The organism is Clostridiales bacterium (genome assembly GCA_018333995.1).
In the GTDB taxonomy this organism is placed as follows: Bacteria; Actinomycetota; Coriobacteriia; order Anaerosomatales; family SLCP01; genus JAGXSG01.
In genome coordinates this window covers 24457-39192 of the sequence record JAGXSG010000027.1, presented here as the reverse complement: position 1 = coordinate 39192, position 14736 = coordinate 24457, and the positions used below count along the sequence as shown (strand labels likewise).

At 63.1% G+C, this 14736-nt stretch carries 15 protein-coding genes; 14 read left to right on the top strand and 1 reads right to left on the bottom strand.

The window, feature by feature from the left end:
* The first annotated feature begins 273 nt into the window (after positions 1–273).
* The 7 genes from KGZ40_07350 to KGZ40_07320 all read left to right on the top strand — a co-directional run bounded on the left by KGZ40_07350 (position 274) and on the right by KGZ40_07320 (position 8389).
* The gene (locus tag KGZ40_07350; protein MBS3957329.1) at positions 274–2412 is read left to right on the top strand and encodes a hypothetical protein; all 2139 of its coding nucleotides are present in this window, start codon (positions 274–276) and stop codon (positions 2410–2412) included.
* A gap of 189 nt (positions 2413–2601) precedes the next feature.
* Positions 2602–4392, top strand: coding sequence for a TIGR04190 family B12-binding domain/radical SAM domain protein (locus tag KGZ40_07345; GenBank protein ID MBS3957328.1), 1791 nt, complete (start codon positions 2602–2604; stop codon positions 4390–4392).
* A complete protein-coding gene (gene ubiE, locus KGZ40_07340) occupies positions 4368–5144 on the top strand; it encodes a bifunctional demethylmenaquinone methyltransferase/2-methoxy-6-polyprenyl-1,4-benzoquinol methylase UbiE (GenBank protein ID MBS3957327.1) in 777 nt (258 codons plus the stop codon). Before KGZ40_07345 ends, ubiE begins: the two co-directional genes overlap by 25 nt.
* 73 nt (positions 5145–5217) lie before the next feature.
* Complete coding sequence (locus tag KGZ40_07335) at positions 5218–6567, top strand: amidohydrolase family protein (protein MBS3957326.1); 1350 nt, start codon at positions 5218–5220, stop codon at positions 6565–6567.
* Between the two features lie 3 nt (positions 6568–6570).
* Positions 6571–6996, top strand: coding sequence for a SoxR reducing system RseC family protein (locus KGZ40_07330; GenBank protein ID MBS3957325.1), 426 nt, complete (start codon positions 6571–6573; stop codon positions 6994–6996).
* Positions 6997–7199: 203 nt separating this feature from the next.
* A complete protein-coding gene (locus tag KGZ40_07325) occupies positions 7200–7643 on the top strand; it encodes a hypothetical protein (GenBank protein ID MBS3957324.1) in 444 nt (147 codons plus the stop codon).
* Between the two features lie 83 nt (positions 7644–7726).
* Positions 7727–8389, top strand: coding sequence for a tetratricopeptide repeat protein (locus tag KGZ40_07320; GenBank protein ID MBS3957323.1), 663 nt, complete (start codon positions 7727–7729; stop codon positions 8387–8389).
* An 84-nt stretch (positions 8390–8473) separates the two neighbouring features.
* On the opposite strand, the gene KGZ40_07315 is transcribed toward KGZ40_07320, so the two are convergent.
* Positions 8474–8830 (bottom strand): STAS domain-containing protein, encoded by a 357-nt coding sequence (locus KGZ40_07315; protein MBS3957322.1) that lies wholly within the window; start codon positions 8828–8830, stop codon positions 8474–8476.
* Positions 8831–9022: 192 nt separating this feature from the next.
* Between KGZ40_07315 and KGZ40_07310 the strand changes: the two genes are divergently transcribed.
* The 7 genes from KGZ40_07310 (at position 9023) to KGZ40_07280 (ending at position 14679) form a co-directional block, all read left to right on the top strand.
* Entirely contained in the window at positions 9023–9358 is a 336-nt protein-coding gene (locus KGZ40_07310; GenBank protein MBS3957321.1) for an STAS domain-containing protein, read from the top strand.
* A 69-nt stretch (positions 9359–9427) separates the two neighbouring features.
* A complete protein-coding gene (locus KGZ40_07305; protein MBS3957320.1) occupies positions 9428–9802 on the top strand; it encodes a twin-arginine translocase TatA/TatE family subunit in 375 nt (124 codons plus the stop codon).
* Positions 9803–9852: 50 nt separating this feature from the next.
* Positions 9853–10575, top strand: a complete 723-nt coding sequence (gene tatC, locus KGZ40_07300) for a twin-arginine translocase subunit TatC (protein MBS3957319.1) — start codon at positions 9853–9855, stop codon at positions 10573–10575.
* Between the two features lie 5 nt (positions 10576–10580).
* On the top strand, positions 10581–10946 hold the full coding sequence (gene hypA, locus KGZ40_07295) for a hydrogenase maturation nickel metallochaperone HypA (protein MBS3957318.1): 366 nt from the start codon (positions 10581–10583) through the stop codon (positions 10944–10946).
* Positions 10943–11653, top strand: coding sequence for a hydrogenase nickel incorporation protein HypB (gene hypB, locus KGZ40_07290; GenBank protein MBS3957317.1), 711 nt, complete (start codon positions 10943–10945; stop codon positions 11651–11653). The genes hypA and hypB overlap by 4 nt, the downstream gene beginning before the upstream one ends.
* Positions 11643–12194, top strand: coding sequence for an HDIG domain-containing protein (locus KGZ40_07285; protein ID MBS3957316.1), 552 nt, complete (start codon positions 11643–11645; stop codon positions 12192–12194). The genes hypB and KGZ40_07285 overlap by 11 nt, the downstream gene beginning before the upstream one ends.
* A gap of 37 nt (positions 12195–12231) precedes the next feature.
* Entirely contained in the window at positions 12232–14679 is a 2448-nt protein-coding gene (locus KGZ40_07280) for a DNA topoisomerase I (protein ID MBS3957315.1), read from the top strand.
* Positions 14680–14736 lie beyond the last annotated feature (57 nt).

Below are 14736 nucleotides of genomic sequence, written 5' to 3'. Positions count from 1 at the left end.
CCGTCTCTGAACAGAGGCGGCCTCCTTGCTTTCAGGTTGGTTCACGCCGTTCGCCGATTCATCGTGATTAATTTCCCGAACGTTCTTGTGGTACCCCAATGGGTAGGAGTATTCTCTCTTAGAGTACCCATGGGGGTAGTGGTATTTGCGGGGTACTCACCAAAGGTCGTTCTCGGGCGGTCACACGCCCCTGATCGAGACACTCTCGTCAGGAAGGGAGGTGTATGTGAAATGACGAACATTCGCACGATCTACAATAGGGAGGTACGTACTGTGAAGAGAGCACTCATGTTGGCCGTGCTCACGGCCGCTGTGCTTGCCATCGCGGCGGTCCCCGCGTTTGCCGAGGGCTACAACGATGGAGGCTGGAACTACACGACCGAAAGTGATCTGCCGGGGTACGGGGATAACGCCGGCATCTATGTCCGCAGCGTTCAGGGCACCGACCAGGTGCAGTCGTTCGCGGGTCCTCATGGTGGTTACACGACGACAACGAACAAGTGTCAGGACTGCCACTCGACCCACTACGCGCTCGGTAGCTATATGCTGCTTCGCGCCAACGACCGCGAGAACGCTTGTACGTTCTGTCACGCGGGCGGCGGCGGATCGTCCATCAACATCCAGATGGACAACGCCTACGACGCTGATGGCGTCATAGCGAGCGCCGACAACTACCTTGGCACGGGCCACACGCTCGGCTACAGCGGTAGTGCTCCGGCTGATATCGAGCCCGCGTTTACGGATGCCGCGGGTCTGGCATGCTTTAGCTGCCACACCCCGCACGGCAACTCCGCTCGCGTGCTCGAGGCGTTTGGGAGCCCGTCGCGTCCCGCGGGTGATGGCATGATCAACACCATGTACGGTGCTGACTTCATGACGACGCAGATCTTGCGTCTGCAAGAGATGTTCAAGGTCAAGTTCCCCATGGGTTCGGGTGGCGCCCACATGGTCATTCCGGAAGACCTCACCAAGATGGGTCCTCCGGTTTGGAGCAGCACTGAAGCGACGCACATCGCGAACGCTCCTGACCCGCTGGATGTCACTCCTTTCATGGGTGCGTGGGCGGCTGCCGGTGCACCCAAGGCCCCGGATATGAGCGCGATCCAGGGTTGGTGGATGGGTCTGGACGACGGCGACCCCATGACTGCGCTTCCGGTGAGCGCTGATGGCTACTACGCCGTCACGCCGTCCGAGATGGGTGCGCTCATGGGGCTCTTCCCGCCAACGCTGACCAATCTCATGCAGAACTGGTACATCTACTGGGGGATCGATCTTCAGGCAGGCAACATCAACACCAAGTTCTGGAACATGGGCAACTATCAGCAACTGGCCGGTGGCGCTTATGGTCCAACGGCACCGCCTGAGGTCGAGGTATGGGTCAAGCCGCTCTTTCCCGAGGGCCGCTTCCTCCTGCTGAAGAACCCGGACACGGGTGACGACTTCTCGGCTGTCAATCCGATGACGGGCCAGCCGTTTGGCGATACCAAGGTTGTCGGCAAGGTTGGTGGCGAATGGCAAGAAGCCAACGCTGTCAACGGCAAGAAGCAGGCGATCGATTGGGATTGGCCACTCGGTCCGGCGGCCAGCTGGGGTCCGTTCTTCTCGACGGATAGCAACGAGCGTTTCCCGCTCGCGTTCCCGTGGGCACCTAGAGGCGTTGCGATGCAGAACGAGTTCTGCACGTCATGCCATGATGGTACCGCGGGTTTGTCGACCCAGCCCGCCAAAGTGTACGTGCCTGAGGTTGGCGACTACATGACGGCCTTCAGCCACGATTCGAACAGCCGTGGTTGTGCTCGGCAGCAGTACCTGAACCCGGGCGATGAAAACAACTTCGGTCCCCACTGCGCCAACTGCCACACCGGCGCTTCGGGCTGCTACACCTGTCACGACCCGGATGGGGAGAACTGGATTCACTTTGGCAAGGGCGCGTACGCGTCGGCCACAAACGGTGTGTATGCGGATCCCAACGATCTGCAGTATGAGGGTCGCACGAGCTACCTGGGAGTTCCTTCAGTCCGCACCAACGCCGTCGCGAATGTCGGTGCTCAGTGCATCGACGGCGGATTCAGCTATCCTCACCGTACGCTCGGAGTGAACATGCTCAAAGACGAGCTATGGGGCGTTGACTTCGACGGCACCGCGATCGGCCCCGGAGAGACGCGCCTGACAACAGCTAGCGTCGAGGCCTCGTTTGGGGCCGGATACTTCGGCGACAGCTGGAAGTACGCGAACATCGCCGGGCAGGTCACGCACAGCCTCGACTCGGTGTGCATCGACTGCCACGGTGACGCTACCTTCTGGAACGGCGATAACCCCGATTACTACGCCGACTTTACTTCGGGCGACCCGCTCGGCACGGAGACTTGGAATGTGACCGGTTGGGAACTACTCCTCAAGGGTCTGCCGTAAGGCTCACCTGACGTAGGGATCCTCTGAGTGTCTCGTACACGATGGGGGACGGAGGGCCGCTCTGGCGACAGGGCGGCTCTCCTTATCGGGTGGCCGTGTTATACTCGCGGCTGTTCGTCCGCGGCTCAACACGCCATGCCGGTGGCGCTGTTTCGGAGAGCCGTCATCTGAAGAGAGGCCTGGCTTTTCATGTCGCGAGTCGACCTTGTGCTGCTGCACGCCCCGAGCGTCTACGACTTTCGCGAACGATCAATCATGTTTGGCCCCGTGTCGGATATGGTTCCCTCCACCCCCGTATTCGAGATGTATCCGCTCGGTTTCACCACGATGGCCGAGTACATGGAGCGCTACGGTCTGCAGGTGCGGATAGTCAACCTCGCCGTACTCATGCTCAACCGTCCAGACTTCGATGTCGAGCGTGCGATCCGCGAGATGAACCCGGTCGCATTTGGGATCGATTTGCACTGGCTGCCGCACGCACACGGATCGATCGAGATCGCGCGCATCGTTAAGAAGTACCATCCCGGCACGCCGGTCATCTTTGGCGGTCTGTCCTCGACGTACTTCCACGAGGAGCTCGCGAGTTATGAGTGTGTCGACTACGTGGTACGCGGGGACTCCACGGAAGAGCCGATGACGCGGCTTCTCTACGCGCTCAAGGGCAAGGGCAAAGTCGACGACATCCCCAACCTCACCTACACGACGCGGGACGGCTCTTTGGTAGTCAATCCGCTCGAATGGGTGCCGGATGACATGAATGACATCTCCCTTGATTACTCGTTTAACATGCGCGCGGTGATCCGCTATCGCGACATGATGGGTTTCGTGCCGTTCAAGGACTGGCTCCAGTACCCGGTATGCGCGTCGCTCACGTGTCGCGGGTGCACCCACAACTGCGTGACGTGCGGCGGGAGCGCGTATGCGTTTCGCGAGCACTTCGGACGCCGCAAGGTCGCATTCAGAGATCCCGAGCTGCTCGTGCGCGACATCGAGCACATCCAGAAGTACATCCCAGGACCAATCTTCGTCTTGAACGATTTCCTGCAGGCGGGACGCGACTACACGGCCGCGTTCATCCGCGGTCTTGGAAAGATCGACCTGCGCAACCCCATCGGCTTTGAATTTTTCAAGCCCCCCGCCGAGGACTTCTACCGGTTCTTGAACGAGCACCTGCGCGACTACAGCGTCGAGATCAGCGTCGAGAGTCACGACGATGCGGTTCGCGCCGCATTCGGCAAGCACCACTACACGATGGAGCACGTAGAGGAGTCGATCGCCGCGGCGCTGCGCAACGGGTGCTCACGGTTCGACCTGTACTTCATGAGCGGGATTCCCACACAGACGGCCGATTCCGTTCGCGAGACCGCCGCCTACATCGAGTCGCTCTACGCCAAGGTTGACAACGATCCCCGTCTGCTCGCGTTCACATCGCCGATGGCGCCGTTCCTTGACCCCGGGTCGATGGTCTTCGACGACCCCGAGAGGTACGGGTACACCTTGCGCGCCACAACACTGGAGGAGCATCGACAGCTGCTCATTGAGCCGTCATGGAAACACATCATGAACTACGAGAGCGACGCGATGAGCGCCGATGAAATGGTTGAGGCCACCTACGACGCGGGATCCGCGCTCAACCGCCTTAAGGGTCGTATCGGCATTATCGAACCCGAGGTCGCCGCGCGCACCGAGGAGCGCATCGTTGCCGCGCGAGCGGCTATGGCGCGCGTGGACGCAATTCGAGCGATGCCGGAAGCAAGCGCCCGCGAAAAGGAGCTCGCCGCTTTGAAGCACGATCTCGACCGCCTCTCGGAGTCAACCGTGTGCGAGAAGAGTGAGCTCAACTGGCCCCGTTACGTGAGCATCCGCAACGTGTACTACGTTTTGCTGTTGTGGCTCACCGAGAATCTCGCTACCCTATTCCGGTCCCGGCGCATCCCGTCCGCGACCAGGAGCGCGTGCGAGACAACCTCGGAGGCCTGATGCCCGACCCAGGAAACGACCCCGCCCCCGTGGCCGACGCGCCCGCGGCGGGCGAGCCGACAGCGGAGCGAGTACGCGGCATCTTCGCACTTATCGCGCACCGCTACGATGCGTTTAATGCGGTCTCGAGCTTAGGTGTCGATCGCCTCTGGCGACGCGACACCGTCAGGGCGGCACGCCTGACTCGCACAAGCCGCGTCCTCGATCTGTGCTCCGGGACAGGTGACCTTGCGCTCGCGCTCGCACGTTTTGGCAGGCCCGCCGAGGTCGTGGGCACTGACTTCGTCCCTGAGATGCTCAAGGTGGCCGAGAAGAAGGCGCGCACCCGGCACAGCGGACGCACCGCTGTGAGCTTCCAGGTGGCGGACGCACAGAACCTACCCTTCCCTGACGCTTCGTTTGAAGTGGTCACCGTCGCTTTTGGTGTGCGCAACCTGCCTGATCGCTCGGCCAACTTCGCCGAGGTGTTGCGAGTTCTCAAGCCCGGCGGGCGCTACGTGATCCTTGAGTTCTCCCGGCCGGGCTTTCCGCCCTGGCGCTGGATCTACTACGCTTACCTGCGCTTCGTCATCCCCTCCATCGGCGGTCTTCTCACCGGTGACCGGGCGTCGTTTGTCTACCTCAACGAGTCCATTCGCGCGTTTCCCAGTCAGGGTGCACTCGCCAATGAGCTGCGTAAGGCGGGTTTCTCGGCGATCAGCTGGGAAGATCGCACCGGCGGTGTTGTCGCCATCCACGTGGCGGTCAAGTAGCTCTGCGACCGCGTGACGAGTGGCTGTCCATCTGCGGTACCATAGACGCAGATTCGAGGACGGAAGGACGACGATGATTCTTGCCGCACGCTACGTGCTCCCGGTGGCCGCTCCGCACATCGTCGATGGCGGCGTGCTCGTCAGCGGTGACACCATCGTCGAGATCGGCGAGCTCAAGCAGCTTGTCGCTGCGCACCCGGATGAGGAGGTCCGCGACTTCGGGCTGGCGTGCCTGATGCCCGGGTTTGTCGACATGCATACGCACCTCGAGTACTCGGCGATGCGCGGGCTTGTCGATGATCTGCCGTACTCGCAGTGGAAGCTCCAACTGCTTGACAAGGAGAAGCGGCTGACCGCGGCGGACTGGAACGACGCGGCCCTGCTCGGCGCCGCCGAGGCGCTCGAGTCGGGCATCACGACCATCGCTGACATCACCGAGTCGGGCGCCTCCGCGCGAGCTGCGGCTTCAGCTGGCTTGAGAGCGATCGTGTACCGCGAGGTCTCGACGATGGATCGCGCCCGCGTGCCGTCTGTCATCGAGGCGGCCAGAGCCGATATCGCCGAGTGGCGTGAGTACGCCGATCCGTCGCGCCTCGAGATCGGCATCGCGCCGCACGCCACGTACAGCTGCCATCCGGCTGTCTACGAGGCGGTCACCGAGCTCGCGATAGCCGAGGGGTTGCCGGTCGCGATGCACCTAGCTGGGTCCAAAGACGAGTACGACTTCGTGAAATACGGCAGCTCCCGTCTCGCGGTGGACTACCGTGAAACGTTTACGGGTGTTGACCTCGGCTGGCTGCCGACAGGCGTGAGCCCGGTACGCTACGTCGCGCAGTGGGGGCTCTTCGACGCGCCGAGAATGCTCGGCGTGCACTGCACGCAGGTTGATGAGGCCGACATTGAGATCCTCGCCGGAAACGACGTGCGGGTCGCGTTTTGTCCGCGGTGTAACGCCAAGCTCGCGATGGGAACCGCTCCACTCGGCGAGTTTCTGCGCCGCGGGGTGAAGGTAGGCCTTGGCACGGACTCACCGGCGTCCAGCAACACTATCGACATGTTCGACGAGATGCGCATCGGCCTGCTCATCCAGCGCGCCGCGCTTGGCTTCGAGCCGTATCTGATCGCGCGTCAGTTCATCAAGCTTGCCACGCTTGACGCGGCGAGGGCGCTCGGGATCGATGACCGCGTGGGCTCGCTCGAACCTGGTAAGCAAGCTGACATCATCGCCGTCAACATCTCCCAAAGCCACCAGATTCCCACGCTCTACCCGTACTCAACACTCGTGCACACCGCCAACCAGGAGAACGTCGTCATGACGATGGTCGCTGGTCAGATCCTCTACCAGACGGGCTCGTGGACGCTCCTCGACTACGATCGCATCTGGGCTCGCGCCGAGGAGCTGCGGATCGCTCTCAGGGCGTAAGCGATGCGAGAGCGCGGGGTAGTCGTCTCGGCATCCGAAGGCACGGTAGATGTTGCGATCGCCGAGTCTATCGCGTGCAAGACGTGCGGCGCGTGCGCGAGGAGCGCACACGGGGCGCGGCTGCTCGAAGGCGTGCTGGACGACAGCGGCGCTCGAGTGGGCGACCAGGTCGAGGTCGAGATCCCGCTTGGCGCGGTGCGAGCGGCGCGAGCGCTCGTCTACCTGCTCATTCCCGGCTGTCTTCTCGCGGGTTACGCTGCGGGAGCGGTGGCTGGCGGGTTAGTTGGTGTTGATCCGGACGTGGCTGGCGCGGTAGCGGGCATCGCTGCGGGCGCTGCGGCGCTCAGTGTGCTGGCACGGATGTCGCCCCGATTCGAGCGGGCTGACCGGCGGCCGAGGGTCCGCGCGGTGATAGAGCGCCGTCTGTAGATTTTGTGATGTGTTGTCCCGCTCATCGAATGGCGGAAGAGTTGCTGCTGATCGCGGGTACCCGGTACGTGTTTTCGACCCCCCGACAGGCCCAGTGCGCGAGCGTCTAGTGGGGAGTGCGTGCTATAATCGCGCGGTGCTCTGGCTGAGTGACCGGCAGGGCGTGGTGAGCGGATGGTTCCGCAGAGTAGGAGGAAACGCACGTGAGCGATAAGGATTTCTTCTTCGACGACGAGGAAACAGAAGAGGCGAAGCCCAGTGAGGCGCGGCAGCAGGCAAAGGCGCCCGCGAAGGGTTCTCGAGTAACCGTCACCGCCCCTGCCGCGGCCGCTGTCGCCGGGCAGCAGACGGTCACAATGACCGTTGCTGGCCTGATCGCGCTTATCGCGCTGTTGCTCGGCGTTGTCATCGGGATTCTCGTGCCTATGGGCACAGGCGGCTCGCCAGGCCCGGCACCCGTGTCTGTTCCGGCCCAGGGAACTCCCGCCGCTGGCGCGCTCACTCCCGAACAGCTTGAGGGAGGCATGCCTCCCGGGCATCCGGATATCGAAAGCATGACGGGCGGCGGCGATGCGACCCCGACGCCAGGTGGCGATGCGACCCCGACGCCAGGCGGCGAGGTCCCGGCTGAAGAGGGCACGCAGTAGCGATCGTGCGGTAACGTAGTCCCGGTCTGCGGATGGTAGGCCGGGACTACGCTCGTATCCTGACAGGAAGGTTGGCTGGACACGTGGCCATCAACAAGAAGCAGTCCGCCCTGTGGGTCAAGGCGACGATCATTATCGTGATTCTCGCATTCGTCGTTACGGCGATTCCGGTGATCTTCACGGGCGGTGGAAACGCGCAGCAATCCGCCGAGAGTGCGGCGGGAGACGTACTAGCGCGCGTCGCGAGCCAGTACGCGCCGACGATCTCATCGTTTAGCGCGGTCCTCGCGAGTGAGCCAACGAGTTATACCGCGCTCGTCGCCGTGGGTGACACCTACTTCGATTGGGCGCTCGCGGTACGATCCGAGATGGGTCAGACCAACGTGGGCGGTTACGATCTGCCCATGTGGCACTCGGCGATCGCCCACTATGAGCGGGCGCTTGCTGTCGATCCGGGTGAGCCCGGTGTGATGACTGACCTTGCGATCTCGTACTACTACGGTGAGCGGCTTGACGACGCGATCGCCATGGTCGAGCAGGTCATGGCCGAGTCCCCTGATTTTGCGCCCGCGTACTTCAACGCCGGCATTTTCTACCGGACAATCGGTGATTCGGCGGCCGCGCTCGCCGCTCTGCAGCGGCACGTGGAGATGGCGCCTGATGCGCAGACCGCGACCACGGCGCGAAACTGGATCGCAGACCTTCAGGCTGAGGGTTCGAGCGCCACGGAGACCGTGACGCCATAGTTCGCGTCTACACCAAGCCGCAGCAGGAAGCACACGGCAATCGTAAGGGGCGGGGTCTGTGATGACGCCGCCCCTTACGTGGCTTTACGCACTCGTGTGCTCGCCCCCGATCGACGCGATTGCTTCTTCCATCGTCGATGCGGTCGAGAAGATGCCGTTCAATCGCGTGAGCGACAAGATGTTGTCCACCGTCTCGTTGGTCACGAGCACGAGTCTGCCGCCAGACGCCCCGTATTCTTTGGAGAGACTGAGCAGTAATCCGAGCCCGGAACTGTCGAGGTATTCGAGATCCGCGAGGTCGACCACGGTGGCCGGCGGTGATGATTTCAGTACTCTGTCGATGTACATCCGGAATGCGGCACACTCACCGTAGTCAAGGTCGCCGGTCAACCGGAGCACCCAGTGACTCGGATTCTGGTCGAGGTCGATCTGCAGAGACATCACGGTCCTTTCGTCGGACAGCCACATTCCAATGGTACCCCCGATCACGGTGAGCGTATCCGGCCTGACCCGGCCGGCCCCTCGACCGGCGGCCGCGTTTCGGTCCGCGCCCCGGGTAGTGGTCGTAGAACACGGCGAACGCTATAATCGACCGACGTGACCAAGACCTCATCGAGGGAGTGTGCGCACAGCATGGAACTCGACATCCGTATCGAGCGTCATGACGCAGGATGCACTATCACGCTCGGCGGTGAAGTCGATGTCTACACCGCTCCCAGGCTCAAAGACGTGCTCGTGGAGCAACTCGAGTCTGGGTGCACCGACATTATCGTAGACTTCGACGGCGTGGGTTTCATCGACAGCTCGGGTCTTGGGGTGCTAGTGGGGGCATTGCGCAGGGCCAAGGAAAATGGCGGCTCGGTGCGTCTCGTGTGTAGCCGGGACAACATCCTCAAGATCTTCCGTATCACCGGACTCGACAAGGTCTTCCCGATCTTCGCCGAGCCCGGAGAGGCGCGCCAGTTCTGAGTGGTGTACCCTCAACAGTCGTGTGATTCGTACTGACCCGACCTGCTGGAGCGATCGCCTGTGTTCGGAATCAGCGGCACTGAATTGTTTGTCATCGTGGTGTTTGTCCTCCTGATCTTCGGGCCGGACAAACTGCCTGGCTTTGGCCGTACGGTCGGCCAGATCATGCGTGAGTTCAAGCGCGCGCAAAGCGACATGGAAGCGATCATCAAGGCCGAGATGCTCACCGCCGAGAAGAAGCAGGACCCCGCGTGGAGCCCTGAGGGTGACGAGGAGGGTGACGACGAGGAGGGCCTGAAGGAGGACCCCGCGAGCGCCGAGGAGGCGGGCGGGTGGGTGCCTGGGTCTGACGAGCGCGCGGCCCCCGACGCCCCCGACGCCCCCGCCGAGGAAGAGGAATCCTCACCGGACGGAGATCGGAAGGAGGACGAGGAGGCGCGCTGACGGCGCACCCCTCACAGACGATGCCGATCGACCCGAAGCGTCTGCCCCTGATGGAACACTTGCGCGAGCTGCGCCGCCGGCTCACGATAATCGCTATCGTGGTGTTCGCCGGTTCGGTAGGGATGTATTTTCCGGCACCGTTCTTCTACAACCTCACGATGGCGCCGATCATCCACATCTTCGGCGACCAGCAGCTCATCTTGCTCAACCCGTTTGAGACGTTCACCTTGCGTTTCAAGGTCGCCCTCTACGCGACTCTCGTTATAGGCAGTCCAATCATCATCTGGCAGGTCATGGCGTTTTTCCTGCCAGCTCTCAAGCCCAATGAGCGCCGGTGGCTCCTCCCAACCTTCTTCGCGATGGTCACGCTTTTCGCTACTGGTGTGTACTTCGCCCACCAGGTGATTTTGGGCACTGCGTTTGAGTGGATCGTCGGGCAGGCGTGGGAGGGCGTCACGCAGATGCCGGAGGCGAGCACGTACTTCCAGGGGGCGATACTGCTTCTGCTCGGGTTCGGACTCGCGTTTCAGCTGCCGGTCGTGGTCTTCTACCTCATGCTGTTCAACATCGTGCCCTATCACAAGCTGCGTGCGAACTGGCGCGTCGTCTACACGCTCCTCATTGTCGTTTCGGCGGGTGCGACGCCAGATTGGTCGCCGGTCACGATGCTCGCGCTGTTTGGCGCACTTGTGGGTCTCTATGAGCTCAGCATGGCGCTCGCGCGGGTCACGCTCGCCAAACGGATAGCGAAGCGCAAAGCCGAGGGCTGGTAGGCCTCGTGCACGAGATGGGCATCGTGAGCGGTATCCTCGAAGCGTCGACCGCCGCCGCCCGGCGCGAGGGGGCGTTGAGCATCCGGGAGATCCACGTGCGGGTGGGGGACCTGACCGAGATTGTCGATGAGGCGATGCGGTTCGCGTTCGAGGCGCTCACACCTGGCACGCTCGCCGAAGGCGCCCAGCTCGTCATCGAGCGGGTTGCGGCTGTTTCAAGGTGCGCCGAGTGTTCAGCGGAGTTCTCGCACGGTCGCTTCGACATCGTGTGTCCGCAGTGCGAAGGGTTCATCTGCGAGATGCTCCACGGACGCGAGCTCGAAGTTTCTCACATCGAAGTGGCTTTGCCCGGCGAGGAGGACAAGCCGTGAAGATCGACGTGAACGCTCCGGTCCTCGACAAGAACGTGCGTCTCGCCGCCGAGAATCGCGAGAGGTTCGACGCCGCGGGAGTGTTCGTGCTCGACTTGCTCGCCTCGCCAGGTGCGGGCAAGACGTCGACCATCCTTGCGACGATCGCGGCGTTGCGCGACCGGTATCGGATCGCGGTGATCGAGGGCGACATCGCAAGTTCTGTCGACGCCGACAAGATCAAGGCCCACGGCGTGCCTGCGGTACAGATCAACACAGGGGGAGCGTGTCACCTCGAAAGCGACATGATTCGCAGGGCGATAGACACACTAGATCTCGCCGCAATCGACCTGCTCATCATCGAAAACGTTGGCAATCTCGTGTGCCCGACCGAGTTCGACCTTGGCGAAGATGCCAAAGTCATGATCCTCTCGGTGCCGGAGGGGCACGATAAGCCCTACAAGTATCCCAACATCTTCGCTCGCGCGGAGGCCGTCATCTTGAATAAGTACGACACGCTCCATGTGTTCGATTTCGACGAGTCCGAGTTCCGCGAGGTTGTGAGCCGCATCAATGCGTCGGCTCCGGTCTTCCCGATCTCGGCGACCAAAGGCGAGGGCGTCGATGAGTGGGCGCGCTGGCTTACGGAGCGCATCGAGAGCGCACGGGCGATGCGAGTCGCGTCCGGCTCGGCGGGCGCTGAAGCGAGGTCAGCCAGTGGAGCGTGACGCCGCACTCGCTCTTGTACGCGAGCGTGTACCCAACGCGAACCTCGTCAACCACTGTGTCGCCGCCGAGATCATCATGGAGGCGATCGCCCGTCACTTCGGCTTGTCCGATGAGGACGTCGCGAAGTGGGGGCTCGCGGGGCTCTTGCACGACCTCGACTACGCCGACACGGCCGAGGACCCCGCCCGTCATGCGCGCATCGCCGCAGACGAGCTTTCCGGAGTAGTGGACGCCGAGGTCGTCCACGCCATCTTGGCGCACGCGGGTCACGTGCCGTGCGAGACCAGGATGGATCGCGCCCTCTACGCCGCCGACCCGCTCACCGGCTTCATAGTTGCCGCCGCGCTTGTGCGGCCTGACAAGTCGCTTGCTGGCGTTGAGCTGCGCTCTCTTAAGAAGCGCTGGAACGAGCGGGCGTTCGCACGCGGCGCGTGCCGCGATCAGATGGATACGTGCGAGTCTCTCGGCATTGAGCGCGACGAGTTTCTCGGCATTGCGTTGCACGCGATGCGGGAGCGGGCGCATGAGATCGGCTTGTAGCAGGTAAAGGACGGGTTGACGTGGAGTATATACTCGCATGGACTCGCCCGAAGCCGTCGACAGGATGTCAATGAGACTCATCGTCTCCGAGAAGAATATCGCCGCGCGCCGCATAGCCGAGATCCTCGCTGTGGGAAAGCCGACCGCGGAGAAGGTCTACTCGACGCCGGTCTACCGCTTCCGCCGTGACGGCGAAGAGTGGGTCAGCATCGGGCTCAAAGGTCACATCATGAAAGTCGATTTCCCGCCGGAGCGTGACGGGGTCGACCTCAAGAAGTGGAGACTCGACTCACTGCCCGCCCTCGTCAACGCGCCCGTTCTCAAGGAGGGCGCCGAGAAGGGCATCATTCAGTCGCTCAAGAATCTCGCGAAGAAGGCCGACGCGGTTGTCATAGCGACCGACTACGACCGCGAAGGTGAGCTTATCGGCGCTGATGCGCGCGACGTGATCCTCTCGGTTGCGCCCGTCGTGCCGGTGTCGCGCGTGCGCTTCTCGGCGATAACCAAAGACGAGATCGAGCGGGCGTTCGCCGAGCAAGGCGAGCTTTCCGATGATCTCGCCGACGCGGGAGCGACACGCCAAGACATCGACCTCGTGTGGGGTGCGGTGCTCACGCGCTACCTCACCCTCGCGTCGTCGGCGGCGGCGAAGCGCGCGTGGGGCGATGTGCTCTCGGCGGGCCGCGTGCAGACTCCTACCCTGAAGCTCATCGTCGACCGGGAACGTGAGCGTGACGCGTTCGTGCCTGAGGACTACTGGACGGTGAGGGCGCGCTTTGAGTCTGAGGGCACGGAGTTCGCCGCCACGCACTCAACCGAGCGGTTCCCGGCGGAAGACGCGGCTGCGCGTGTGATGGAGGCGGTCGAGGGCGCGAAGACCGGCACGGTGGCCACAGCCACCAAGACGCGTCGCACCGTCAAGCCGCCCACGCCCTTCAACACGACCGCGCTACAGGCCGCCGCAGCAGCCGAGGGGCTCGCTCCCTCTCGCACGATGCGCATCGCCGAGTCGCTCTACATGAGCGGTCTCATCTCATACCCGCGCGTTGATAACACCGTCTACCCGCCCAGTCTCGACCTGCCCTCGCTCCTCAAGACGCTCGACGGCGTGGCGGCGTATCACGAGCACGTCCAGGCGCTCCTCAAGCGAGGCCCGCTCACTCCCACGCGCGGTCCTAAGGAAACCACCGATCACCCGCCGATCCACCCGACCGGCGCGGCTGACCCCGAGAAGCTCAAGCCAGAGGAGTTCAAGCTCTACAATCTTGTCGCTCGGCGTTTCATGGCCACACTGTCGGAGAGCGCGATCCTTGAGAGCACCAAGGTCGAGATCGATGTCGCACAAGAGAGGTTCGTGGCTCGCGGCGACGTCGTGGTAAAGGCGGGCTTCCGGACGGTCTACCCGTACGGCCTCAAGAAGGAAGAGCATCTGCCGCCGCTTGCGGAGGGTGACACCCCCGCGTTTCTTGGCGCGGAGATGGAGGCCAAGCAGACGCAGCCGCGCGCCCGCTACTCGCAAGGCAAGATGATCCAGGAGATGGAGAAGCTCGGGCTCGGCACGAAGGCGACGCGGCACGATATCATCCAGACGCTTTACGATCGCAAGTATGTGACCGGGGACCCCATCGTTCCCACGTGCAAAGGCATCACGGTAGTGAGCGCGCTTGAAGCGCACGCGGAGCGGATCACCTCGCCCGGGATGACCGCTGAGCTCGACGCCGAGATGGACCAGATCGCGCGCGCCGCGGCACGCCGCACGGACGTCGTGACCCACTCGCGCGAGATTCTCGCCGAGGTGATGGAGGTACTGCTGGGCCGGGTGCCCGAGGTGGGCGAGAAGCTGAAGGACGCCGCCGATGAGGACGCGAAGGTGGGCGCGTGCGTTAAGTCGGGTGATGATCTGCTGATCAAGTACTCACCTAAGAGTCGCGGTTACTTTGTCGGGTGCGCCGGCTATCCGGAGTGCGACGTCACCTACCCGCTGCCTAAGAACGCGCGCTACGCCGCGCTCGACGAGCCGTGTCCCACGTGCGGCTTCACGCAGGTGCGCGTGGTGCAATTCCGTAAGCAGCCCTGGAATCTGTGTCTTGCGCCGGAGTGCCCCTCCAAGAAGGGTCCCGAGATCGTGGTGGGGAAGTGCCCGCTCGACGGCGCGGATCTGCGGGTGCGCTACTCGGCCACGGGAAGCCGTTTCATCCGGTGCGTGAACTACGACGCGAAGGAGCATCCAGTCTCCTACCCGCTCCCGCGAACAGGCGACATTGAGCCTACCGGAGAGACGTGCGAGCCGTGCGGCGCGCCCAAGGTGATAGTCAACACCCGCAAGGGTCCGTGGAAGATATGCGTCGATCCCGAGTGCCCTGCCCGCGCTGAGGCGCGCGGTGGCGCGACCGCAGCGGGAGCGCGTGGCGCACGCCGTGGCGACAAGAAACCAGCGAAAAAGACCGCCAAGGGACGCGCGCCAAAGCGAGGCGCGTCGAAGTAGCGTCGCGAACGGGTATCGACCTCTCAGAAGCGTGTCGCCGCTGTAGAGGGAGCGCAC